This window comes from Pseudomonas sp. Mn2068 (assembly GCF_049319725.1).
GTDB classification, from domain to species: Bacteria; Pseudomonadota; Gammaproteobacteria; order Pseudomonadales; family Pseudomonadaceae; genus Aquipseudomonas; species Aquipseudomonas gingeri.
On record NZ_JBMOUG010000011.1, the window covers coordinates 77299 to 100600 of the forward strand.

At 63.1% G+C, this 23302-nt stretch carries 22 protein-coding genes; 12 read left to right on the forward strand and 10 right to left on the reverse strand.

Going from position 1 to position 23302, the window contains the following annotated elements:
- Position 1: 1 nt before the first annotated feature.
- The 4 genes from ACL9RJ_RS22860 to ACL9RJ_RS22875 form a co-directional block, all read right to left on the reverse strand.
- Positions 2–979 (reverse strand): ABC transporter permease, encoded by a 978-nt coding sequence (locus ACL9RJ_RS22860; protein ID WP_017128227.1) that lies wholly within the window; start codon positions 977–979, stop codon positions 2–4.
- The gene (locus tag ACL9RJ_RS22865) at positions 976–2529 is read right to left on the reverse strand and encodes a sugar ABC transporter ATP-binding protein (protein ID WP_177088403.1); all 1554 of its coding nucleotides are present in this window, start codon (positions 2527–2529) and stop codon (positions 976–978) included. Before ACL9RJ_RS22865 ends, ACL9RJ_RS22860 begins: the two co-directional genes overlap by 4 nt.
- 64 nt (positions 2530–2593) lie before the next feature.
- Positions 2594–3550, reverse strand: coding sequence for a sugar ABC transporter substrate-binding protein (locus ACL9RJ_RS22870; RefSeq protein ID WP_042936334.1), 957 nt, complete (start codon positions 3548–3550; stop codon positions 2594–2596).
- A gap of 220 nt (positions 3551–3770) precedes the next feature.
- Complete coding sequence (locus ACL9RJ_RS22875; RefSeq protein ID WP_244861838.1) at positions 3771–4229, reverse strand: hypothetical protein; 459 nt, start codon at positions 4227–4229, stop codon at positions 3771–3773.
- A gap of 269 nt (positions 4230–4498) precedes the next feature.
- On the opposite strand from ACL9RJ_RS22875, the gene ACL9RJ_RS22880 reads away from it, so the two are divergent.
- Positions 4499–4798: a DUF1654 domain-containing protein gene (locus tag ACL9RJ_RS22880; protein ID WP_083875435.1), complete on the forward strand. Its 300-nt coding sequence runs from the start codon at positions 4499–4501 to the stop codon at positions 4796–4798.
- Positions 4799–4802: 4 nt separating this feature from the next.
- A complete protein-coding gene (locus ACL9RJ_RS22885; protein WP_017128222.1) occupies positions 4803–5492 on the forward strand; it encodes an endonuclease in 690 nt (229 codons plus the stop codon).
- Between the two features lie 201 nt (positions 5493–5693).
- Here the strand turns inward: ACL9RJ_RS22885 and ACL9RJ_RS22890 are convergent, their stop codons facing one another.
- Positions 5694–6032 carry an SPOR domain-containing protein gene (locus ACL9RJ_RS22890; protein WP_244861837.1) on the reverse strand — a complete coding sequence of 113 codons (339 nt, stop codon included), beginning with the start codon at positions 6030–6032 and terminating at the stop codon, positions 5694–5696.
- Positions 6033–6284: 252 nt separating this feature from the next.
- On the opposite strand from ACL9RJ_RS22890, the gene csrA reads away from it, so the two are divergent.
- On the forward strand, positions 6285–6479 hold the full coding sequence (gene csrA / locus ACL9RJ_RS22895) for a carbon storage regulator CsrA (protein ID WP_017128220.1): 195 nt from the start codon (positions 6285–6287) through the stop codon (positions 6477–6479).
- A 90-nt stretch (positions 6480–6569) separates the two neighbouring features.
- Here csrA and bkdR read toward each other — a convergent pair whose 3' ends face one another.
- Entirely contained in the window at positions 6570–7058 is a 489-nt protein-coding gene (gene bkdR / locus ACL9RJ_RS22900; protein ID WP_177061814.1) for a Bkd operon transcriptional regulator BkdR, read from the reverse strand.
- A gap of 195 nt (positions 7059–7253) precedes the next feature.
- On the opposite strand from bkdR, the gene ACL9RJ_RS22905 reads away from it, so the two are divergent.
- The 4 genes from ACL9RJ_RS22905 to lpdA are packed head-to-tail and all read left to right on the forward strand — an operon-like array spanning position 7254 to position 12223.
- Positions 7254–8489, forward strand: coding sequence for a 3-methyl-2-oxobutanoate dehydrogenase (2-methylpropanoyl-transferring) subunit alpha (locus ACL9RJ_RS22905; protein WP_422765693.1), 1236 nt, complete (start codon positions 7254–7256; stop codon positions 8487–8489).
- Positions 8490–8492: 3 nt separating this feature from the next.
- Entirely contained in the window at positions 8493–9548 is a 1056-nt protein-coding gene (locus ACL9RJ_RS22910) for an alpha-ketoacid dehydrogenase subunit beta (protein ID WP_017128217.1), read from the forward strand.
- Positions 9549–10832, forward strand: a complete 1284-nt coding sequence (locus tag ACL9RJ_RS22915; protein ID WP_422765694.1) for a dihydrolipoamide acetyltransferase family protein — start codon at positions 9549–9551, stop codon at positions 10830–10832.
- 2 nt (positions 10833–10834) lie between these two features.
- Entirely contained in the window at positions 10835–12223 is a 1389-nt protein-coding gene (gene lpdA, locus ACL9RJ_RS22920) for a dihydrolipoyl dehydrogenase (RefSeq protein WP_422765695.1), read from the forward strand.
- 406 nt (positions 12224–12629) lie between these two features.
- Here lpdA and ACL9RJ_RS22925 read toward each other — a convergent pair whose 3' ends face one another.
- Positions 12630–13415: a class II aldolase/adducin family protein gene (locus ACL9RJ_RS22925; RefSeq protein ID WP_017128215.1), complete on the reverse strand. Its 786-nt coding sequence runs from the start codon at positions 13413–13415 to the stop codon at positions 12630–12632.
- A gap of 238 nt (positions 13416–13653) precedes the next feature.
- Between ACL9RJ_RS22925 and ACL9RJ_RS22930 the strand changes: the two genes are divergently transcribed.
- The 4 genes from ACL9RJ_RS22930 to ACL9RJ_RS22945 all read left to right on the forward strand — a co-directional run bounded on the left by ACL9RJ_RS22930 (position 13654) and on the right by ACL9RJ_RS22945 (position 19200).
- On the forward strand, positions 13654–15615 hold the full coding sequence (locus ACL9RJ_RS22930) for an FAD-dependent oxidoreductase (protein WP_177088411.1): 1962 nt from the start codon (positions 13654–13656) through the stop codon (positions 15613–15615).
- Between the two features lie 170 nt (positions 15616–15785).
- Positions 15786–16382 (forward strand): helix-turn-helix domain-containing protein, encoded by a 597-nt coding sequence (locus tag ACL9RJ_RS22935; RefSeq protein ID WP_177088413.1) that lies wholly within the window; start codon positions 15786–15788, stop codon positions 16380–16382.
- A gap of 16 nt (positions 16383–16398) precedes the next feature.
- Entirely contained in the window at positions 16399–17496 is a 1098-nt protein-coding gene (locus ACL9RJ_RS22940; RefSeq protein WP_177088415.1) for a DNA alkylation repair protein, read from the forward strand.
- Positions 17497–17820: 324 nt separating this feature from the next.
- The gene (locus tag ACL9RJ_RS22945; protein WP_017128211.1) at positions 17821–19200 is read left to right on the forward strand and encodes a nucleobase:cation symporter-2 family protein; all 1380 of its coding nucleotides are present in this window, start codon (positions 17821–17823) and stop codon (positions 19198–19200) included.
- A 29-nt stretch (positions 19201–19229) separates the two neighbouring features.
- On the opposite strand, the gene ACL9RJ_RS22950 is transcribed toward ACL9RJ_RS22945, so the two are convergent.
- Positions 19230–19808 (reverse strand): TetR/AcrR family transcriptional regulator, encoded by a 579-nt coding sequence (locus ACL9RJ_RS22950; RefSeq protein ID WP_017128210.1) that lies wholly within the window; start codon positions 19806–19808, stop codon positions 19230–19232.
- Between the two features lie 95 nt (positions 19809–19903).
- Positions 19904–20656 carry a 3-oxoacyl-ACP reductase family protein gene (locus ACL9RJ_RS22955; protein WP_377651228.1) on the reverse strand — a complete coding sequence of 251 codons (753 nt, stop codon included), beginning with the start codon at positions 20654–20656 and terminating at the stop codon, positions 19904–19906.
- Between the two features lie 273 nt (positions 20657–20929).
- Between ACL9RJ_RS22955 and ACL9RJ_RS22960 the strand changes: the two genes are divergently transcribed.
- Complete coding sequence (locus tag ACL9RJ_RS22960; RefSeq protein WP_017128208.1) at positions 20930–22282, forward strand: OprD family outer membrane porin; 1353 nt, start codon at positions 20930–20932, stop codon at positions 22280–22282.
- A 49-nt stretch (positions 22283–22331) separates the two neighbouring features.
- On the opposite strand, the gene ACL9RJ_RS22965 is transcribed toward ACL9RJ_RS22960, so the two are convergent.
- On the reverse strand, positions 22332–23213 hold the full coding sequence (locus tag ACL9RJ_RS22965) for a LysR family transcriptional regulator (RefSeq protein WP_017128207.1): 882 nt from the start codon (positions 23211–23213) through the stop codon (positions 22332–22334).
- Positions 23214–23302: the final 89 nt, after the last annotated feature.

Genomic DNA, 23302 nt, shown 5'->3' on the forward strand with positions numbered 1-23302 from the left:
CTCAAGCCCGCCGACGGGCGCGTTGGCTGCGGTAGGTATCGAGCACCACCGCGATGACGATCACGGCACCGGTGATGATCCGCTTGGTCGGTTCGGTCGCGCCGATCTGCGCCAGGCCGGCCGCCAGTACCGAGATGATCAGGACACCGAAGAAGGTGCTGATCACCGAGCCGCGTCCGCCCATCAGGCTGGTGCCACCGATCACCACGGCGGCGATCACTTGCAGTTCCAGGCCGGAACCGGCGTTCGGGTCAGCCGCTTCCAGGCGCGAGATCTGGAACAGGGCCGCGACCCCGGCCAGCAACCCCATCAGGCTGAACACCAGGATCTTGTAGGGCTTGGGATTGATCCCCGCCAGCCGTACCGCTTCCTCGTTGGTGCCGATACCGATCAGGTAGCGACCGAACACGGTCCTGGTCAATACCAACTGCGCCGCGATGATGATCGCCAGGGCGATGATGAACGACGGCGAGATACCGAAGGCGATCGGGTTCGACAGCCAGGCGAACGAGTCGCCGATATAGGCGGTGCGCGAGCCGGTCATCTGGTAGGCGACACCACGGGCCATTTCCAGCACGCCGAGGGACACGATAAACGACGGAATCCGCCAGGCCACGGTGATCGAACCGGTGATGGTCCCGGCCAGGGCCGCACAACCCATGCCCAGCACCGCCGCCGGCAACACGCCCCAGCCCCAGCCGAGAATCGCCACGCTGACCGCGGACGCCGCCAGCGCCAGTACCGAGCCCACCGACAGGTCGATGCCGCCGATGATCAGTACGAAGGTCATGCCCACCGCCAGCACCATCAGATCGGGAATCTGGTTGGCCAGGGTGCTGAAGGTGTCATAGGACAGGAAATGACTGCTCAGGCTGGAGAACAGGATGATCATCGCCAACAGCGCGCCGGCCAGCCCCAGGTAGGTGCCGAGGCCATAGAAGTTGCGACTGGCTTTACCGGCCGAGGGTGCAGTTTTCATAGGGTATCCCTAGGCGCCGCATCGTTGAGCAGCGCGTCACGTTTTTGGTAGCCGGCAAAGGCGGCAGCAAGCAAATCGTCCTGGGTCCAGGTGTCGCGCTCGAAGGTTTCGATCAGGCGCCCGGCCGACAGCACGCCGATCCGGTCGCAGATCAGCATCAGTTCGCGCAGGTCGCTGGACACCACCACCAGCGCCTTGCCCTGGCGGGTCAGTTCGCCGAGCAAGGCATAGATATCGAACTTGGCACCGACGTCGATCCCGCGCGTCGGCTCATCGAACAGCAATACCGAACAGTCGCGCTCCAGCCAGCGGCCGATCACCACCTTCTGCTGGTTGCCGCCGGACAGCTCGGACACCAGTTGGTCCGGGCTCGAACTGCGAATGCGCATGGCCTCGATCTGCCGCCGCGCCAGGGCGGTTTCGTCACGACCGTTGACCACGCCGCCGCTGGAAATCGCCGGCATGTTGCCCAGGGCGATATTGGCGCTGATCGATTGCGTCAGCAGCAGCCCCTCGCCCTTGCGATCCTCGGTGATCAGCGCAATGCCATGGCGTACCGCATCCACCGGGGAGCGGATGTCCACGATCTGCGCCGGCGAACCGAGGGACACCGTGCCGCTGTCGGCGATATCCGCACCGTAGATCAGGCGCAACAGCTCCGTGCGGCCCGCGCCGATCAGGCCGGAGATGCCATAGATCTCTCCGGCACGTACCTCGAAGGAAACATCGAGCACCTTGTCCGCACGGCTCAGGCCCTTGACCGTCAGGGCCGGCGCGCCAATCTTGCGCACGCCCATATCCATGTGTTCGCCGAGTTCGCGGCCCACCATCAGGTTGACCAGTTGCTCGCTGTTGTAATTGGCCATCGGTTCGACGCAGACCAGATTGCCGTCGCGCAGTACCGCGATGCGCTGGGCGACCCGGGCCAGTTCTTCGAGCCGGTGGGAGATATAGATGATCGACACGCCACGGGCCTGCAGGCGGGTGATCTGCTCGAAGAGCATTTCGACTTCGCGGGCGGTGAGCATCGCGGTCGGCTCGTCGAGAATCAGTACATGGCAATCGCCGATCAGGTTGCGGGCAATTTCCACCATCTGCTGGTGGCCGATGCCCAGCTCGCCGACCAGGGTATCCGGATCGATCGCGTCCAGGCCGACCTGGGCCATCGCCTCGATGGCGGCCTTGCGCAGTTGCTTGCGACTGATCCAGCCGCCATGGCTGGGCAGGTTGTCGAGAAACAGGTTCTCCGCCACCGACAGCGTCGGCAACAGATTGAGCTCCTGCATGACCATGCGGATCCCCTGCTCTTCAGCCTGGGTCCGACTGCCGGGGGTATAGGCCCGGCCATTGAACTGCATCTGGCCGGTGGTCGGTGTGACCAGCCCGCCGATGATCTTCGACAGCGTGCTTTTCCCCGCGCCGTTTTCACCGGTCAGCGCCAACACTTCCCCACGCATCAGCGTCAGGTCGATGTTGCTCAGGACAGGTTGCGCGTAGGTCTTGCCGATACCGCTGACCGACAGGACAGCGTTCGGTGCGGAAGATGACATAGGAAAGTCTCCAGGCGCCCGCTCAGGACGAGCGGGCGCTGTTGGGTGCAGCCAAGTGCAGGGATTACTTCTTGAGGACCAGTTCGACCGGGGTTTCGATCACGCCGTTGACGCTGTCGACCTTCTCGCCCTTGACCAGCTTGAGCGCGTTCTGGATACCGAAGACGGCTTGCTGGGCAGCGGCCTGGTCGGCGGTGGCCAGGACACGGCCATCCTGGAGCATCGGCTTGATGGCCTCGATGTTGTCGTAGCCGACCACTTGCACCTTGCCAGCCTTGCCCGCGGCACGTACCGCGGAAACGGCGCCCAGGGCCATGTTGTCGTTACCGGCCAGCAAGGCCTTGAGGTCCGGGTACTCGCTCAGCATGGCGGAGGCAACCTTGTTGCCCTGGTCGATTTCCCAGTTACCGGACTGGGTGGAAACGATCTTCATGCCGGCCGCGTCCATCGCGTCCTTGAACCCGGCGGTACGCTGCTGGGCGTTGGTGGTGGTCGGTACGCCTTCGATGATGCCGACCTTGTCACCGGCCGCCAGGGTCTTGGCCAGGTAGTCACCCACCAGGCGGGCACCCTTGCGGTTATCCGGCCCTACGAAAGGGATATCGAGATTCTTGCTTTTCAGTACGTCCGGGTCCAGGCGGTTGTCGATGTTGACGACCTTGATCCCGGCGTCGCTGGCTTTTTTCAGCACGGTCACCAGGGCCTTGGAGTCGGCGGGGGCAATCACCAGGGCATCGACCTTGGAGAGGATCATCTGGTTGACGATATCGATCTGCGCGGCGGTATCGGTTTCGTTCTTGATACCGTTGGTGATCATGTCGAAATCGGCGGCGTGGGCTTTCTGGTAATCCTTGGCGCCATCCTGCATGGTGACGAAGAATTCATTGGCGAGGGATTTCATGACCAGGCCGACTTTCGGCTTGGCGGTTTCTGCGGCGAAGGCCGAAGAAAGTGGCAGAGCGGCAGAGGCGGCAGCCAGCACAGCGACAGCGAGAAGACGTCCAGCGAATGGCAACTTCATGGGTTCACTCCGATCTTATGATTATTGTGAGCAACGCCAGGAGCGCGACAGGACTTCGGATGCGACTTTTGGAGAAAGCCCCTGAAACAGTCCGCGCAAACGTTTGCGTGAGACAAACTATGAGAACCCCGCTGACTTTTGTCAACGGGGTTGCAGGGGTTTCAACCAGAGAATTTCATGAAAAAAGCGTCATCGACAAAACGTCGACGCGAAGGGACGATCAGGCAGTGGTGTTGATCGCAGAGCCCTTGCCCGCCTGATCGGTCAGCGCCTTGACCAAGGCATTGGCCACTTCCATCAGGCTGCCGTTGGTCTGGGAAATCTGGCCCTGGATCCCCATCAGCGTGGTGGTGCGCACATCATCCGATGGGTAGGAGGCCTTTTCCGCCGCGGCCAGTTGCTGTTCCTGCTGACGCAAGAGTTCCTGCAATTCCTTCATGCGCTTTTGCAGCATCTTGATCGTGATGTTCTGCGAGCTTGCGCCGCTGTCGGCATCCGGCGCATCGGCAGCGGCCCCGCCGGTCTTCACTTTGCCGTCCTTCGCGTCGGCCTCGCTGGTGTCTTTCACCGCCTTGTCGATCTCGTCCGTCATGGCGATGGTCTTGGACTCCGTCGAACCAGGCAGCTTGCCGTTGATCAGCAAACCGCCAGGAGAAGGAAAACCGACTGACATGGACATAGGAACCTCAGGAAAATTTTCTGTACCGGTGTATCGGCGGCAATCGCCTGATCTTTAGCCATCCTGTACGACCTTGTATCCCCCACCGATACATCCCCCCCCTAAAGTCACCCCCGCCTCCCCCCGCAAAAGCTGAAAAGCCCTACCGTTCAAGAATCACCGACCGACATCTATCCCACTGTAAATTCTTATAATTTTTCCTACGACCGACATCAAATCGCAAAAGCTGTTGTCAGAAACCGCACCAGCCCTCGCTGGGAGTTGCGAAATTGCTTACAGTTAAATACTGTATGCACGTACAGCTTATTAAGGATTGTTCCGTGGCAAACCCAACCTCAGCTTCCGCCGTCCCCAGCTCCTACGAACGCATGGGCCTGCGCGTACAGAAAATCATCAACTCGCCCACCGCCCAGAAAGCCAGGGCCGCGCTGATCTTCCGCCTGCTGGACGAGTCCGTCGACGAGTGGGAACAACTGCTCGAGGAAATCGCCGAGAACGACAACGTCACCCTCGCCTACCGCGATGACGGTGGCGTGCAGATTTTCTGGGTCGTGCCGAAGGAAGACTGAAACAATGCTTGTGCGCGTTATCGCTTTGCTCTGCCTGGGCTGGCTGCTGCCGGCCCAGGCAGAGGCCCCACGCACCTTCGCCGAAGCCAAGAAAGTCGCCTGGAAACTCTATGAACGGCAGTCCACGGAGTTCTATTGCGGCTGCAAGTACAGCGGCAACCGGGTCAATCTCGAGGCCTGCGGTTATGTCCCGCGCAAGAACGCCAACCGTGCCGCGCGCATCGAGTGGGAACATATCGTCCCCGCCTGGCAGATCGGCCACCAGCGCCAGTGCTGGCAACAGGGCGGGCGCAAGCAATGCAGCCAGCACGATCCGGTCTACAAGCGCGCCGAAGCCGATCTGCACAACCTGGTGCCGAGCATCGGCGAAGTGAACGGCGACCGCAGCAACTTCAGCTTCGGCTGGCTGCCGGAGCAGAAAGGCCAATACGGTTCGTGCCTGACCCAGGTCGACTTCAAGGCGAAGAAGGTCATGCCGCGGCCCTCTATTCGCGGGATGATCGCCCGCACCTATTTCTACATGAGCAAGCAGTATGGCCTGCGCCTGTCGAAACAGGATCGCCAGTTGTATGAGGCGTGGGACAAGACCTACCCGGTGCAGGTCTGGGAACGCCAGCGCAACCAGAGCGTGGCCTGCGTGATGGGCCGTGGCAACGAGTTCGTCGGGGCGGTAGACCTGAAGGCCTGCGGCTGACCTTACCCTACACATCCTTCTGTAGGAGCCGACGTGCCGGCGCCTACAGAAGTGATGATCGTTCCCACGCTCTGCGTGGGAACGCATCGGGTGACGCTCCGCGTCACCGACAGAGCGGACGCAAAGCGTCCTGGGCGGCATTCCACGCGGAGCGTGGGAACGATCAACCGCCATCGCCGGCAAACCGGCTCCCCTGCGTTATCAAGGCTGCGCCTTGTGCTCCACGACCTCGGAATCCATGTTCTGCTTGTCGGCCAGTTGCGCCTTTTTCTGCTCGGCAATTTCCTTGCTCGCGAACGGCCCGGCAATCACCCGACCGTCGTCGAGGATCTTGAACGGGAAGCCGTGCTCGATCAGCCAGGCGGTCCAGTCGGTCAGCGCCTTGGACTTGTCATCCTTGATCAGCAGGTCCCATCCCGTGGTTGCCGCAGCCGCGGGCACCGGCGCAACGGCCGCCTTGACCGGCTCGACCTTGTTTCCCGAACCATCGCCACAACCGGCCAGCACCACGAATGCCACCATCACTGCTATTCTGCGCACAAAGCGTCTCCCGTAATGATCAGTTAATGTGATTTTATCACCTTACGGCTTGTCTCAACCTTAGTTGAACTGGGCTGCTCCTGTCTTATCAGGCTGAATTACCGACGATTTTCCGGCTTCGGGGAATTAAATAGAATGAAATGACGTCTGTAATGAACCACCCGCTCGAATGAACTTGGCGGTATTCTGTGTGTAAGACCTAAGCCAGGAATGCCTGCGAAAGGCACCTTAGTAACAATCAAGGAGAAAGACATGCTGATACTCACCCGCAAAGTCGGTGAAAGCATCAACATCGGTGACGACATCACGATCACGATTCTGGGCGTTAGCGGCCAGCAAGTCCGGGTTGGCATCAACGCCCCCAAGGACGTCGCCGTGCATCGTGAAGAGATTTACCAGCGTATCCAGGCCGGCCTGTCTGCCGGAGAAAAGAAAGACCCTCTGTAGGACTTCACACTCGTCAGCCCTGCCGCCCACGGTCGCGGCTGACGAAAGTTCCCCTCGCCTCCTCCTTGCCTTTGCCCATGCATCGCCCTGTCACAGGGCCAGGTTCAGGCCGCCCGCCGGCAACGGCAGCGCCGTCTTGTAGCGCACCTGCTTGAGCGCGAAACTGGAGCGGATGTTCGCCACGCCCGGCACCTTGGTCAGGAAGTCCATCATGAAGCGCTCCAGCGCCTGGATGGTCGGCACCAGAACGCGAATCAGGTAATCCGGGTCCCCCGCCATCAGGTAGCACTCCATCACCTCCGGCCGATCGGCGATCGCCGCCTCGAAATGCTGCAGCGCCTCTTCCACCTGCTTTTCCAGGCTGACGTGGATAAACACGTTGACGTGCAACCCCAACAGTTCCGGATCGAGCAAGGTCACCTGCTCGCGGATCAACCCCAGTTCCTCCATCGCCTTGACCCGGTTGAAGCACGGCGTCGGCGACAGGTTGACCGAGCGGGCCAGGTCGGCGTTGGTGATGCGGGCATTCTCCTGAAGGCTGTTGAGAATCCCGATGTCAGTACGATCCAGTTTGCGCATGAGATAAAAACACCTGTTTTTTATGGTTATGAAGATTTTTTATCTGCAAATACCTTCAAGCGCAACCAAACAGAGAGAAATATTCTCCTACGACCGGCCTATGATTGTTGTAGGACAAGATTTCCCTTACCCAGGGAATGATTGCCAGCTAGCGCGCCCACTACAAGAAATTCACAAGATAGAGCGTAGAAAGCCATGACCTCAGCGTACGAACCGCTGCGCCTGCACGTTCCTGAACCCTCAGGCCGTCCCGGTTGCAAGACCGACTTCAGTTACCTGCGCCTGACCGATGCCGGCCAGGTCCGCAAACCGCCCATCGACGTCGAACCCGCCGACACCGCCGACCTGGCCAGGGGCCTGATCCGCGTGCTCGACGACAAGGGCCAGGCCCTCGGTCCCTGGGCCGAGGACGTGCCGGTGGAGATCCTGCGCAAGGGCATGCGTGCCATGCTCAAGACGCGGATCTTCGACACCCGCATGGTGGTCGCCCAGCGCCAGAAGAAAATGTCGTTCTACATGCAGAGCCTCGGCGAGGAAGCCATCGGCAGCGCCCAGGCCCTGGCCCTGAACGTCACCGACATGTGCTTTCCGACCTACCGCCAGCAAAGCATCCTGATGGCCCGCGAAGTGCCGCTGGTGGACCTGATCTGCCAACTGCTGTCCAACGAGCGCGATCCGCTCAAGGGCCGGCAACTGCCTATCATGTATTCGGTCCGCGAACATGGCTTCTTCACCATTTCCGGCAACCTCGCCACCCAGTTCGTCCAGGCCGTCGGCTGGGGCATGGCCTCGGCGATCAAGGGCGATACCAAGATCGCCTCGGCCTGGATCGGCGACGGCGCCACCGCCGAATCGGACTTCCACACCGCCCTGACCTTCGCCCACGTCTACCGCGCCCCGGTGATCCTCAACGTGGTCAACAACCAGTGGGCGATCTCTACCTTCCAGGCCATCGCCGGCGGTGAGGCCACCACCTTCGCCGGACGTGGCGTGGGCTGCGGTATCGCCTCGCTGCGGGTCGACGGCAACGATTTCATCGCGGTCTATGCCGCCTCCGCCTGGGCCGCCGAACGCGCCCGGCGCAACCTCGGCCCGACCCTGATCGAGTGGGTGACCTACCGCGCCGGGCCGCACTCCACCTCCGACGATCCGTCCAAGTACCGCCCCGCCGACGACTGGAGCCACTTCCCCCTCGGTGACCCGATCACGCGCCTCAAGCAGCACCTGATCGCCATCGGCCAATGGTCCGAAGAAGAACACGCCAGCGTCAGCGCCGAACTGGAGGCCGAGGTCATCGCCGCCCAGAAAGAAGCCGAGCGCTTCGGCACCCTGGCCGGCGGGCAGATGCCCAGCGCCGCGACCATCTTCGAGGACGTCTACAAGGAAATGCCCGACCACTTGCGTCGGCAGCGCCAGGAATTGGGGTTATAAGTCATGAACGATCACAGCAAACTGCAAACGGAGAACGCCGTGGCGACCAGCACCATGACCATGATCCAGGCCCTGCGCTCGGCCATGGATGTGATGCTCGAGCGCGACGACAACGTGGTGGTGTTCGGCCAGGACGTGGGCTACTTCGGCGGCGTGTTCCGCTGCACCGAAGGCCTGCAGGGCAAGTACGGCACCTCGCGGGTATTCGATGCGCCGATCTCGGAAAGCGGGATCGTCGGCGTCGCGGTCGGCATGGGCGCCTACGGCCTGCGGCCGGTGGCGGAAATCCAGTTCGCCGACTACTTCTACCCGGCCTCCGACCAGATCGTCTCGGAAGCGGCGCGCCTGCGCTATCGCTCGGCCGGCGAGTTCGTCGCGCCGATGACCCTGCGCATGCCCTGCGGTGGCGGCATCTACGGCGGCCAGACCCACAGCCAGAGCCCGGAAGCCATGTTCACCCAGGTCTGCGGCCTGCGTACCGTCATGCCGTCCAACCCCTATGACGCCAAGGGCCTGCTGATCGCCGCCATCGAAAACGATGATCCGGTGATCTTCCTCGAACCCAAGCGCCTGTATAACGGCCCGTTCGACGGCCATCACGACCGCCCGGTAACACCGTGGTCGAAACACCCGGCCAGCGCCGTGCCCGACGGCTACTACACCGTGCCCCTGGACAGCGCCGCGATTGTCCGGCCGGGCAGCGAGGTGACCATCCTCACCTATGGCACCACCGTCTATGTGGCCCAGGCCGCCGCCGAGGAAACCGGTGTCGATGCCGAAGTCATCGACCTGCGCAGCCTGTGGCCGCTGGACCTGGAAACCATCGTCAATTCCGTGAAGAAAACCCGTCGCTGTGTCGTCGTCCACGAAGCCACGCGCACCTGCGGCTTCGGTGCCGAGCTGATCTCGCTGATCCAGGAGCACTGCTTCCACTACCTGGAAGCGCCGATCGAGCGCGTCACCGGCTGGGACACGCCCTACCCTCATGCACAGGAGTGGGCGTATTTCCCGGGTCCGGTGCGTGTCGGGGCGGCTTTGAAACGGGTCATGGAGGTCTGAATGGGTACCCACGTCATCAAGATGCCTGACATTGGCGAAGGCATCGCAGAAGTAGAACTGTCCCAGTGGCATGTCCAGGTCGGCGACCTGGTGGTCGAGGACCAGGTTCTGGCGGACGTCATGACCGACAAGGCCATGGTCGATATTCCCTCGCCGGTCCACGGCAAGGTGATTTCCCTTGGCGGCCAGCCGGGTGAAGTCATGGCGGTCGGCAGCATCCTGATCAGCATTGAAGTGGAAGGCGCCGGCAACCTCCGTGAGGGCTGCGAAGCCCCGGCGACCAAGACGGCTCCGGCTCCCGCTCCGGTAGCGCAGGCAGCGGTTGCCGAACCGAAAGTCGAAAGCCCGGCCGCCAAGCCCGCGGCTACCCCGGCAGCGGCACGCCCGGCGCCGGTGGCACGCCAGGCCGATGAACGTCCGCTGGCCTCCCCGGCCGTGCGCAAGCGCGCCTGGGATGCCGGGATCGAATTGCGTTTCGTCCAGGGTAGCGGCCCGGCGGGACGAATCCTCCACGACGACCTGGACGCCTACCTGGCCCAGGCCGGGCAACCCGTGCAGAGCAGCGGCAGCGGCTATGCCCGACGCACCGACGAAGAGCAGATCCCGGTGATCGGCCTGCGCCGCAAGATCGCCCAGCGCATGCAGGACGCCAAGCGCCGTGCCGCGCACTTCAGCTATGTCGAGGAAGTCGATGTCACGGCCCTCGAAGAACTGCGCGTGCACCTGAACCACAAGCACGGCGACAGCCGCGGCAAGCTGACCCTGCTGCCGTTCCTCGTGCGGGCGCTGGTCGTGGCCCTGCGCGACTTCCCGCAGATCAACGTGCGCTACGACGATGAAGCCCAGGTCATCACCCGCCACGGCGCGGTGCATGTCGGCGTCGCCGCGCAGACCGACGGCGGCCTCATGGTGCCGGTGGTACGGCATGCCGAAAGCCTCAACCTGTGGGGCACCGCGGACGAGATCAACCGCCTGGCCAAGGCCGCACGCACGGGCAAGGCCACGCGTGAGGAAATGTCCGGCTCGACTATCACCCTGACCAGCCTCGGTGCCCTCGGCGGCATCGTCAGCACGCCGGTGCTGAACCTGCCGGAAGTCGCCATCGTCGGCGTCAACCGCATTGTCGAGCGGCCCGTGGTAATCAAGGGCCAGATCGTCATTCGCAAGATGATGAACCTTTCCAGTTCCTTCGATCACCGCGTGGTCGACGGCATGGACGCGGCGCAATTCATCCAGGCCATTCGCGGCCTGCTCGAACAACCCGCCTGCCTGTTTGTGGAGTGACCATGCAACAGACTCAAAACACCACCCTGCTGATCATCGGTGGCGGCCCCGGCGGTTACGTCGCGGCCATCCGTGCCGGGCAACTGGGCATTCCCACCGTGCTGGTGGAAGGCCAGGCACTGGGCGGCACCTGCCTGAATGTCGGCTGCATCCCGTCCAAGGCGCTGATCCATGTCGCCGAACAGTTCCACACCACGCAAAGCTACAGCGGCGATACCTCGCCACTGGGGATCAAGGTGTCGGCACCGACCCTGGATATCGGCAAGAGCGTCGAGTGGAAGGACGGCATCGTCGACCGCCTGACCAGTGGCGTCGCGGCGCTGCTGAAGAAGAACGGGGTCAAGGTCATTCATGGCTGGGCCAAGGTGATCGACGGCAAGCACGTCGAAGTCGACGGCCTGCGCATCCAGTGTGAACACCTGCTGCTGGCCAGCGGTTCGCAGACAGTCAACCTGCCGATGCTGCCGGTGGGCGGCGCGGTGATTTCCTCCACCGAAGCCCTGGCCCCGACCTCGATTCCCAAGCGCCTGATCGTGGTCGGCGCCGGCTACATCGGCCTGGAACTGGGCATTGCCTACCGCAAGCTCGGCGCAGAAGTGACGGTGGTCGAGGCCCGCGAGCGGATTCTGCCGACCTACGACCGCGAACTGACCCAGCCGGTGGCCGAGTCGATCAAGGCCCTGGGCATCAGCGTCCTCCTGGGCCACAGTGTCGAAGGCTTCGATGCCGCGACAACCACCCTTGAGGTACGCGATCCCCAGGGTGAAACCCTGAAGCTGGCGACCGACCAGGTGCTGGTGGCCGTCGGCCGCAAGCCGCGTACCCAGGGCTGGAACCTCGAGGCGCTGGCCCTGGAAATGAACGGCGCGGCGATCCGCATCGACAACCGTTGCCAGACCAGCATGCGCAATGTCTGGGCCATCGGCGACCTGACCGGCGAGCCGATGCTGGCCCACCGCGCCATGGCACAAGGCGAAATGGTTGCCGAACTGATTGCCGGCAAGCACCGCGAGTTCAACCCCACGGCCATTGCCGCCGTGTGCTTTACCGACCCGGAACTGGTGGTGGTTGGCAAGACGCCGGACGAAGCCAAGGCTGCCGGACTGGACTGCCTGGTGTCGAACTTCCCGTTCGCCGCCAATGGCCGCGCCATGACCCTGGAAGCGAAAAGCGGTTTTGTGCGGGTGGTGGCGCAGCGTGACAATCACCTGATTGTCGGCTGGCAAGCGGTGGGTGCCGGGGTCTCGGAACTGGCGGCCGCCTTTGGCCAGTCGCTGGAAATGGGCGCGCGCCTGGAAGATATCGCCGGGACCATCCATGCCCATCCGACCCTGGGTGAAGCGGTGCAGGAGGCGGCCCTGCGGGCGCTGGGGCATGCGTTGCATGTCTGATGGCGTACCCGTTTCAACCGACTGACACCATCCCATGTAGGAGCTGGCTTGCCAGCGATGAGGCCCTCAAGCCTTGTAGCGTCAGGACTGACGCCTTCGCGGGCAAGCCCGCTCCCACAAGGTCCGTGCCGGGTTGCAATCTTGTGCTCAGCCAGGCGCCGTTGTGGGAGCTGGCTTGCCAGCGATGAGGCCCTCAAGCCTTGCAGCGTCAGGACTGACGACTTCGCGGGCAAGCCCGCTCCCACAGGGTTGCAATCTTGTGCCCAGCCAGGCGCCGTTGTGGGAGCTGGCTTGCCAGCGATGAGGCCCTCAAGCCTTGCAGCGTCAGGACTGACGCCTTCGCGGGCAAGCCCGCTCCTACAGTGGAGTGTCGTATACACAACTCCCGGCGCTCATTCGAAAAGCATCAATCCCGATAATCCGGCGCCACCCGATCCAGCAGGCGCAGCATCGCCGACCACGCCAGCTCCATGGCGTCCGGGTCGGTCAGTTGCCCTTCCTCCACCGGCCGCCCCGGATCGTTGAACTGGCGCTCGGTATGCGCACAGACTTCATGGGACGGCAACACCAGCTCGCCACAGGCCTGGGCGGTGACCTGGATCTGGCAAGCCTTTTCCAGGTAGTACATGCGCAGGAACGCCTGGCCCACCGTCTCGCCCACGCTCAACAAACCGTGATTGCGCAGCACCATCACCGACTTGTCCCCCAGGTCGTGCACCAGCCGTGCCTGCTCATCCATGTCCAGCGCCACGCCTTCATAGTCGTGGTAAGCCGTGCGTCCGTAGAACTCCATGGAGATCTGGTTCACCGGCAGCAGCCCGCACTTGAGGGCCGCCACCGCGCAACCGGCCCGGGTATGGGTGTGCAGCACACAGTGGGCATCCTTGCGCGCGCCATGGATCGCACTGTGGATCACGAAGCCGGCCGGATTCACCGGGTACGGCGAATCCTCCACCGCCCGGCCGTCCAGATCGATCTTCACCAGGCTCGACGCGGTGATCTCCTCGAACATCAGTCCGTAGGGGTTGATCAGGAAATGGTGATCCGGCCCGGGCAGGCGCAGGGAGATATGGGTGAAGATCAGGTCGGTCATGCGAAAGTGCGCAACCAGGCGATAACAGGCCGCCAGTTGCTCGCGCAATTGGCGCTCGATGGCTGCCGGCGCGGCAGCGGTATGCAGAAGGTCGTTCAAGCGGAGGACTCCCTCAGGCAGGTGGATCGGCTCAGGCCGACGGTGCGCCACGGCAGCGCCCGACCCTGGCTACTTTACTGGCTTGCCCGCACATTGAAAGGCCCTTGGTGTTCTGATTTGTGAGCATCCGATATCTTTCATAGTAAAAATATAAGTTGATTTTTTACTACAGGTAAATTTTCATACAAGAACAATAACAACTGCCCGGCATCGATTCCGGGTCGCCCGGAGTGTCGCCATGCCGTCGTCCCCGCACGCCTTCGCCCACCTGTTCGAACCGTTGCAACTGCGCGGCAAGCGCCTGAAGAACCGCATCATGTCCAGCGGACACGACACCTCCATGCCGACCGACAACCTGGTCAACGAACAGTTGATCGCCTATCACCGGGCTCGCGCCGAGGGCGGCGTCGGCCTGATCGTGCTGCAGGTGGCCGGGGTCCACGACAGTGCGCGCTACACCTCCCATGTGCTGATGGCCACCGACGATGCCTGCATCGACGGCTACCGGCGGCTGGCCGAGGTCTGTCATGCACAGGGCACGGTCGTGCTGTCCCAGGTATTTCATCCCGGCCGGGAAATCATGGAGTCCAGCGACGGCTTGCTGGCCGTCGCCTACTCGGCGTCCAGCGTGCCCAACGAGCGCTTCCGGGTCATGCCCCGGGCGCTGGACCAGACGATGATCGACGAGATCGTCAGCGGTTATGCCGCTGCCGCCCGGCGCTTGCACCGAGCTGGCATCGATGGCGTGGAGGTGGTCGCCAGCCACGGCTACCTGCCGGCGCAATTTCTCAACCCACGGGTCAACCGGCGTACCGACGGCTACAACGGCGACCTCGACCAGCGCCTGCGTTTCCTGCGGGAAGTGATTGCGGCGATACGGGCGGCCAGCGACCCGCAGTTCATCATCGGCCTGCGGATCTGCGCCGACGAGCGCGATCCCGAAGGCCTGACCGAAGACGAATCCCTGGCCGCCGTGGTGCGACTGCAAGGTGAACTGGACTACGTGCACATCGTCGCCGGCACCTCGGCCTCCCTTGGCGGTGCGATACATATCGTGCCGCCGATGGCCATCGAGGCGGCGTACCTGGCGAAGGAAGCCGGGACCTTCAAGGCCAGCCTGTCGATTCCGCTGTTCGTGACGGGGCGGATCAACCAGCCCCAGGAAGCCGAGCTGATCATTGCCCGCGGCCAGGCGGACGTGTGCGGCATGACCCGCGCACTGATCTGTGATCCGCAGATGCCGAACAAGACCGACAGCGGCCACAGCGAAGACGTCCGCGCCTGCATTGCCTGCAACCAGGCCTGTATCGGCCACTTCCACAAGGGTCTGCCGATCAGTTGCATCCAGCATCCGGAAACCGGTCGCGAGTTGCAGTACGGACAGTTGATCGCCACGGCCAGACGTCAGCGGGTGATGGTGGTCGGCGGCGGCCCCGCGGGGATGAAGGCCGCGGCCGTCGCGGCTCAACGCGGCCATGAGGTGACGCTGTACGAAGCCGGGTCGCAACTGGGCGGCCAGGTCCTGCTGGCGCAGTTGCTGCCACGACGCAGCGAGTTCGGCGGCGCCAGCACCAACCTGCAACGGGAGATGGAGCTGGCAGGCGTACGGGTGCTGCGCAATACCCGGGTCGACCGGGCGCTGGTGGAGCGCGAGCGGCCGGACCAGGTGATCGTCGCCACGGGGGCCGAACCCTATTGGCCGCCGTTCGAGCGCGGCGGCGAACTGCAGGTGGTGGATGCCTGGCAGGTGCTGCGTGACGAAGTGCCGATCGGTCGTTCGGTGGTGGTGGTCGACTGGCGTTGCGACTGGATCGGCCCGGGGATTGCCGAGCGACTGGTGCGCGCCGGGCATCAGGTACGGCTGGCGGTCAACGGCACCCATTGCGGCGAGAACCTGCCCCTCTATGTGCGCGATCAACTGGCGGGCGAACTGCACCGCCTGGGCATTGCCATCACCCCCTATGCCCGGCTCTATGGTTGCGACGACAGCACCGTGTACCTGCAACACACCGCCAGCGGCGAGCCGATGCTGTTCGAGGACGTCGATACCCTGGTGCTGTGCCAGGGCCATCAACCGGTCGACACCCTCGGCGACCAGTTGCAGGGGCTGGTGGAGTTTCGCCGGATCGGCGACTGCCTGGCGCCGCGCACGGTGGAAGAAGCGATCTACGAGGGCCTGAAGGTGGCCTGGGAAATCTGATACCCCACACCATCCCCTGTAGGAGCCGGCTTGCCGGCGATGAGGTTCCCGAACCTTGCACCGCCCCTCGGGACGCCATCGCCAGCAAGCCGGCTCCTACAAGGTTTCGTTGCACCTCAATAAGCGCCAAGTGCCTTATACTGCGGCCCTTTCAAGGATCGGAGCTGGTCATGAGCAACGCCCCAACGCCCGCCGGCGACAGCACCGCAGCGGGCCCGCAGTTTCTCGGCACGCGTATTCGCGGCCTGCGCAAACGGCGCGGCATGACCCTGACCGAACTGGCGACCCAGGCCGAGCTCACCGCCGGCTACATCAGCCAACTGGAACGCAATCTCGCCTACCCGTCGATCCCGGCCCTGTTCAATATCGCCCGCAGCCTGGGAGTGACCATCCAGTGGTTCTTCGCCAGCGAAGCCACCACCGCTCCCGAAGACAACGGCTATGTAGTGCGCAAGAACAGCCGCCTGAGCGTGCACTACGAGGACGGTATCGTCGACCAGTTGCTGACCCCGCAACCCAACCGCCAGCTGGAAATCCTCCACTCGCGCTTCCCGCCGGGCACCTACAGCCAGCAAAGCTACAGCCATGAAGGCGAGGAAGCCGGCTACCTGTTGTCCGGCGTCTTCGAACTGTGGGTCGGCGAGCGGCATTTCCTGCTGGCCGAAGGCGACAGTTTCAGCTTCTCCAGCCAGGAACCGCACCGCTACGGCAACCCCGGCGATGTCGAGGCCGTGGTCATCTGGGTCATCACCCCGCCAACGTTCTAACGGAAAAGGTATCGCCATGAGCACGGAACAAGCCCCGGCGCTGAAGGAGATCTTCAACAGCGAACGCCTGCAGCATATCGCCAGCGAAATGCGCGCGGTGTATCCCGATTTCGACAGTGCCGGCTTTCTCGGCCTGACCCACCAGGGCCTGGACGAACTGTCGATCATGCAGCGCCTGGCCAGGGTCAGCGAGAGCCTGCACGCCGTGCTGCCACTGACCTACAAGCAATCGCTCAAGGTGTTGCGCCAGCTCGCCCCGCGCCTCAACAGCAGCTTTGTCACCCTGTGCCTGCCGCATTATGTCGCCAGCTACGGGGCGAAGGATTTCGATCTGTCGATGGAGGCCCTGAAGTACTTCACCACCTTCGGCTCCGCCGAATTCGCCATCCGCCACTTCCTGCTCAACGATTTCGAACGCACCCTGGCGGTGATGGAAAGCTGGGCCTCGGACACCAACGAACATGTCCGGCGCCTCGCCAGCGAAGGTTCGCGACCGCGCCTGCCGTGGTCGTTCCGACTGGCACGGATCCAGGCCGACCCGAGCCTGGCCGCCGGCATACTCGAGCGACTCAAGAGCGATGACAGCCTGTACGTGCGCAAGTCGGTGGCCAATCACCTCAACGATATCACCAAGGAACATCCCGACTGGGTGCTGGACCTGATCGAAGGCTGGTCGCTGGAAGACCCGCGTACCGCCTGGATCGCCCGCCATGCCCTGCGCAGCCTGATCAAGCAGGGCAATCCACGGGCCCTGGCGCTGATGGGCGCAGGCGCCAAGGCCCAGGTCGAGGTGCTGGAACTGAAGGTCGAGCCGGCAGTGATCCGCCTTGGCGACAGCGTCACCCTCTCCTTCACCCTGGCCTCCACGGCACCGGCCAGCCAGAAGCTGGTGATCGACTACGGCATCGACTACGTGAAGGCCAACGGCGGCACCTCGACCAAGGTCTTCAAGCTCAAGACCCTGCACCTGGCCGCTGGCGCGAGCGAAACCCTGAGTCGGCGCCAGCACATTCGTGAACTGACCACCCGCAAGCACTACAGCGGCCATCACGCGGTGCACCTGCTGATCAATGGCGAGCGCCTGGGCAGCAGCGGCTTCGATATTCTCGAATAAACTCCCTGGAGCCAACTTGCAGGCACACCGCGTTATCGTTCATCGCCGGCAAGCCAGCTCCCACAAGGTTTCAGGCACGACGCTATTTGGCGGCGAGGCACCGACCCGTGGGAGCCGGCTTGCAGGAACACCGCGTTATCGTTCATCGCCGGCAAGCCAGCTCCCACAAGGTTTCAGGCGCGACGCTATTTTGCGGAGAGGCACCGACCCGTGGGAGCCGGCTTGCTGGCGATGGCGATCTCAAGGTCGCGCCTACCGATTGTGCTTCACGCAACTGAAGGGTGTTGCAGTAGAATCGCCGCCTAATTTTTTCAGGGCCCCGCCATGACCTCTCACCAGACTCCGCCCACCGCCGCGCCCCAGGCCAACGAACTGATCCTCGGCCTGGAAGACCGGCCCCGGCTGCTGATCGGCCTGCTGGCCGCGCTGCAGCACCTGCTGGCGATCATCGTGCCGATCGTCACCCCCGGCCTGCTGATCTGCCAGGCCCTGGGCGTCTCGGCGCGGGACACCAACCTGATCGTCTCGATGTCGCTGGTGATCTCCGGGATCGCCACCTTCGTCCAGTGCCGGCGCTTCGGCCCCTTCGGCGCCGGCTTGCTGATCGTCCAGGGCACCAGCTTCAACTTCGTCGGCCCGCTGATTGCCGGCGGCGCCCTGATGGTCAAGCAAGGCACGCCGGTGGAAGCGGTGATGGCGGCGATCTTCGGCGTGGTCATCGCCGGTTCGTTCGTCGAGATGGGCATCTCGCGCATCCTGCCTTTCGTCAAGCGCATGATCACCCCGCTGGTGACCGGCATCGTCGTCCTGATGATCGGCCTGACCCTGATCAAGGTCGGCCTGATCAGCATGGGCGGCGGCTTCAGCGCCATGGGCAACGGCACCTTCGCCAACGGCGAGAACCTGCTGCTGTCCGGGGTGGTGCTGGCGATCATCGTCGTGCTCAACCGCATCCCGCTGGTGTGGATGCGCAGCTGCGCGATCGTCATCGCCCTGGCCGCCGGCTATGCCCTGGCCGGTTACCTGGGACGCCTGGACTTCACCGGCATGCACGAAGCGCCGCTGTTCCAGGTGCCGACACCGCTGCACTTCGGACTGGGATTTTCCTGGGCGCTGTTCATTCCGATGCTGGTGATCTACCTGGTCACTTCCCTGGAAGCCATCGGCGACGTCACCGCCACCAGCAAGGTGTCGCGCCAGCCGGTGGAAGGTCCGCTGTGGATGCAGCGGATCAAGGGCGGCGTGCTGGTCAACGGCGCCAACTCGCTGCTGGCCGGTGTCTTCAACACCTTTCCCAGCTCGATCTTCGCCCAGAACAACGGCGTGATTCAGCTGACCGGGATTGCCAGCCGGCATATCGGCAAGTGGATCGCCCTGATGCTGGTACTGCTGGGCCTGTTCCCTTCGGTCGCCGGGGCGATCCAGGCCGTGCCGGAGCCGGTACTGGGGGGAGCGGCCATGGTCATGTTCGGCGCCGTCGCGGCCTCGGGCATCAACATCCTGGCGAGCATCACCCTCGACCGTCGTGCCCTGCTGATCATCGCCGTGTCCCTGGCACTGGGGCTTGGCGTTTCCCAGGTGCCGGAGTTCCTCGCCCATATGCCGGCGGCGCTGCGCAATGTGCTGGAGTCGGGTGTTGCCACCGGCGGCATCTGCGCCCTGGTGCTGAACTGGTTCCTGCCGGAAACCAAGGCCGGCGCCTGAACCTTCAGCCGCCTACAGCCTTCAGCCACCTATCTGAGACTGCGCAGGGCAAACCTCGCAGTCTCCTGCAGGACCTGAACCGGTGCCCCGGCCTTGGCACTGATCTTCAGACCGCCCAGGCTGCTCATCAGGTAGCGGGCCGCGGCGGGGATATCGATCTCGCGGTCGATCTCCCCCGCTTCCCGAGCTTCGTGCAACGCCCGTTCGAACGCCGCCATCAAGGTCTGCGCCGCGCTCTCGCGCAGCTGGTTGATCTCGGCATCCTCGACGCCGAACTCACAGACCGCGTTGACCCCCATGCAACCGGCGGTCCCCTCCGACTGTACCCGTGAGACAAACGCCAGCAGGGCCGATTCCAGGCCGGCCAGGGGCGAAGCCCCCTTGCCCAGCTTGAGGATCAGGTCACTGACGCTGTCGGCGATGTACTGCCGCATGGCGTGCATGTACAACGTACGCTTGTCGCCAAAGGTGTTGTACATGCTCTGCCGGCCAAGCTGCATGGCCTGCATCAACTCGTCGGTGGACGCCGCGCTGAAACCCTTGTCGCAAAAGACCCGGATCGCCTGTTGCAGCGCCTGTTCGCGGTTGAATGCTCGGGTTCTGGCCATGCTCGTTCTCGTCGTTCAAGGCAGGCTCCGACGGTCTGCGCCGCCGGCTGCCATAAACCGTGCATGATACGGCGCCTTCGGCACGGCGTCTCGCCTCAGGCCAGGTAGCCGCCATCGACGCTCAGGCTCGTGCCGGTGACAAACGACGCTCCCGGACTGGCCAGATAGGCCACCATGTCGGCGATCTCCTCGCCGCTGCCCATGCGCTTGAGCGGCACCAGGTTGCGTACCGCCTCGTGGTGCGGGCCATCGGCCGGGTTCATGTCGGTGGCCGTGGGACCGGGCTGGACCAGATTGACCGTGATGCCCCGCGGCGCCAGGTCCAGGGCAATGCCCCGGGTCAGTCCGACCAGCGCCGACTTGCTCATCGAATACACGCTGGAACCGGGAAACCCCGAACGCTCGGCCACCACGCTGCCCATCAGGATGATCCGGTCGCCCTCGGCCATGTGCCGCGCGGCGCACTGGGCGGCGACAAAAGCCGCGCGGACATTGATGGCGAACGTCCGGTCGAAGTCCTCCAGCTTGAACTCGCCGATCCCTCCGAGCAGCAGAATCCCGGCGTTATTGACCAGGATATTCAGGCCACCCAGGGTCTCCACGGTCTGGCTCACAGCCTGTTCGATGGCTTGCGCATCGGCACTGTCGGCGTGGATCGCCAATGCCTTGCCGCCCTCCGCCTCGACCGCCACCACCACTTCCCGGGCCTTTTGCGCGGACGCTGAGTAGGTGAACGCGACCAGCGCGCCCTCGCGCGCGAGGCGCTTCACCACCGCCGCGCCGATGCCACGGGAACCGCCTGTCACCAGGGCGACTTTATTTTTCAGGGACTGGAATTCGGACATCATGACGCACCACCTATTTTGGATTAAAAAATCCAAAATAGCATCACAAGCCCTACCAATAGAATAAAAATCTGAAAAATAATTGATTAAATAATCCAAAATCACATCATGAAAAACTGCCCAACCGGACGAAAAACGCCCCGAAAAAGTTCAGTTCTTAAATTTAATTTCATCCGTTCCAGCCCCGCTTTGACTCAGAACTGTCACATCGCCACCCCTTAATTGTTTCAAGAGTTTGCTGCTCTTATTTCAATTCTGTGACCAGGATCCGAACCAATGAACAAGCTGTTTAGTCCTATGATGGGCGCCGCTCTGGCGAGCGTCATGATGTCTGCCCACGCGGATTTCATCGATGACAGTCACGCCGACGTGACCCTGCTCAACCGCTACCTCAACCAGGAGGGGCGTGACATCAGCGGCAGCAGTGCCAAGGCACATAGCATTCGTGACTGGGGTCAGGGCTTCCAGTTCGACTTCAAGTCCGGCTACACCGAAGGCACCATCGGCCTGGGCCTGGACTTGCAGGCGTTCTACGGCCTCAAGCTCGACTCGGGTGGCGACCTGAACGACAAGGATCACCAGGGCCGCTACCCCGGCAGCATGTTCCCCCTGGATGACGGCAAGTCCGCCGACCAGTTCGGCGTGCTCAGCCCGACCTTCAAGGCGCGCTTCCTGAAAGACGAACTGCGCATCGGCACCCTGTACCAGAACAACCCGATGCTGGCCAACACCGACGGCCGCCTGTACCGCCAGACCAACACCGGCGCGCAACTGGTGTCCAAGGACCTGGATAACTTCACCTTTACCGTCGGTGATATCACCCAGACTAAGATTCGTAACGAAACCGGCGACACCGGCATGATCACCGCCGGCGGCACCAAGAAGAGCGATCGCTTCCTCTACGGTGGCGCCGACTACACCGGCCTTGCGGGTACCACCCTGAGCGCCTGGTACTCGAACCTCGAGGACTACTACCAGCAGGCCTTCCTCGGCGCCAAGCGCCATGACGCCTTGCCGGTCGGTGCCATCGACAGCGACTTCCGTGCCTATCGCAGCATCGGCACCGGCGGCAACAGCGATGGTGACAGCCAGTTCGCCGCGTCCGGTTTCTATGGCGACGGTTCGACCAAGGGCCGCATCAACCAGTCGACCATCAGCTTGCTGGAAAGCTACACCCTGGCCGGTCACACCATTGGCCTGGGCGCGCAGAAGAACAGTGGCAACAGCGACTTCCCGTACCTGGATTCGGGCCTGAACAGCGGCGACAACCGCCAAGGCCCTGGCTCGGGCGCGGATACCCCGGCGCTGACCAACCTGCAATTGAACAAGTTCCAGCACGCGGGTGAACGCACCTGGCTGGCGCAGTACAAATACGACTTCGCCCAACTGGGTGTCGACGGCCTGAAGTTCGCCGCGACCTACGCCCATGGCGACCAGGTGCGTACCCCGGCCAACCGCGATGCCAGCGAATGGGAACGTGACATATCCCTCGCGTACGAAGTACCGACCGGCCAGTTGAAAGGCCTGGGCGTGAAATGGCAGAACGCCCACGCGGCGCCGGAAATCACCGGCCAGACGATTCAGGACGAAAACCGCTTCTACGTCAGCTACGTGATTCCCCTCTGGTAAGAAACCAGGCAGGGGCGCCCATGGCGCTTCTGCCTGCTTTACCGGGCGTTCAACAGAATATCGGCCGCGTCATCGAATGCAGGCTTTCACTGAGCAACGCGACTGCGGCACGGATACTTTCGCTCTGTCGGTGAACCGCAAACAGGCCATAGTTGACGCTCAATCCCGGCCCACCGTTCGCCGCCGCCAATGAAACCACCCGCATGGTCTCGGGCCGGATACTTTCAGCCGGTAGCAGAGCCACCCCCAGCCCATTTTCCACGGCCGCCGTGATCACACCAATATTGGGACTCGTCACCGCCACGCGAAAATCGCGTCCCGCCTGTAGCAGGGCATCGAACATCAAGCGTCGCCACGAGCAAGGCTCGGCATACACAATCACATCGAGTGGTTGCGCCGGATCGATCTCCTCGTCGATCGCGCAGACCCAGTACAGGTCAACATTCCATGAGCGCAGCGGATCAGCCGCGAACGCCGAACTGACCCCGATGGCCACATCAAGCACCCCTTCATGCCAACGCTCGGCAAGCGCATCGCCGTGTTCCACGCTGATTTCCAGGTGCATGTGGGGACAGGCTCGACGCAACCGCCCCAGGGCAGCCGGCAAGGTCGATATCGCGACATTCTCCGAAAGGCCGATACGGACATTGCCCATCAAGGTCCGCTCTTTCAGCCGCGCGGCCACGGTGTCTCCCAGCGCGAGGATACGGGTTGCGTAACTGAGCAGCAGTTCGCCCTCGGTCGTCGGCACCACGCCACGCCCCGTCCTGTGCAGGAGCCGCTGCCCCAGCAGTTCCTCAAGCCTGCGGATCTGCGCGCTCAACGCCGATTGCGCCCTGCCCGCCTGATTGGCGGCGCCACTGAGGCTGCGATGCTGGCAAACCGAGACGAAGGTACGCAACAGATAGGGGTCGAAGGCATCGGATATCATGTTTCGATTAACTCTGATTGATTCGATATAAGCCTATTTGAATACCCTGCCAATGACTACCATCACCCCTCGAAAGGTTTTCCATTCAT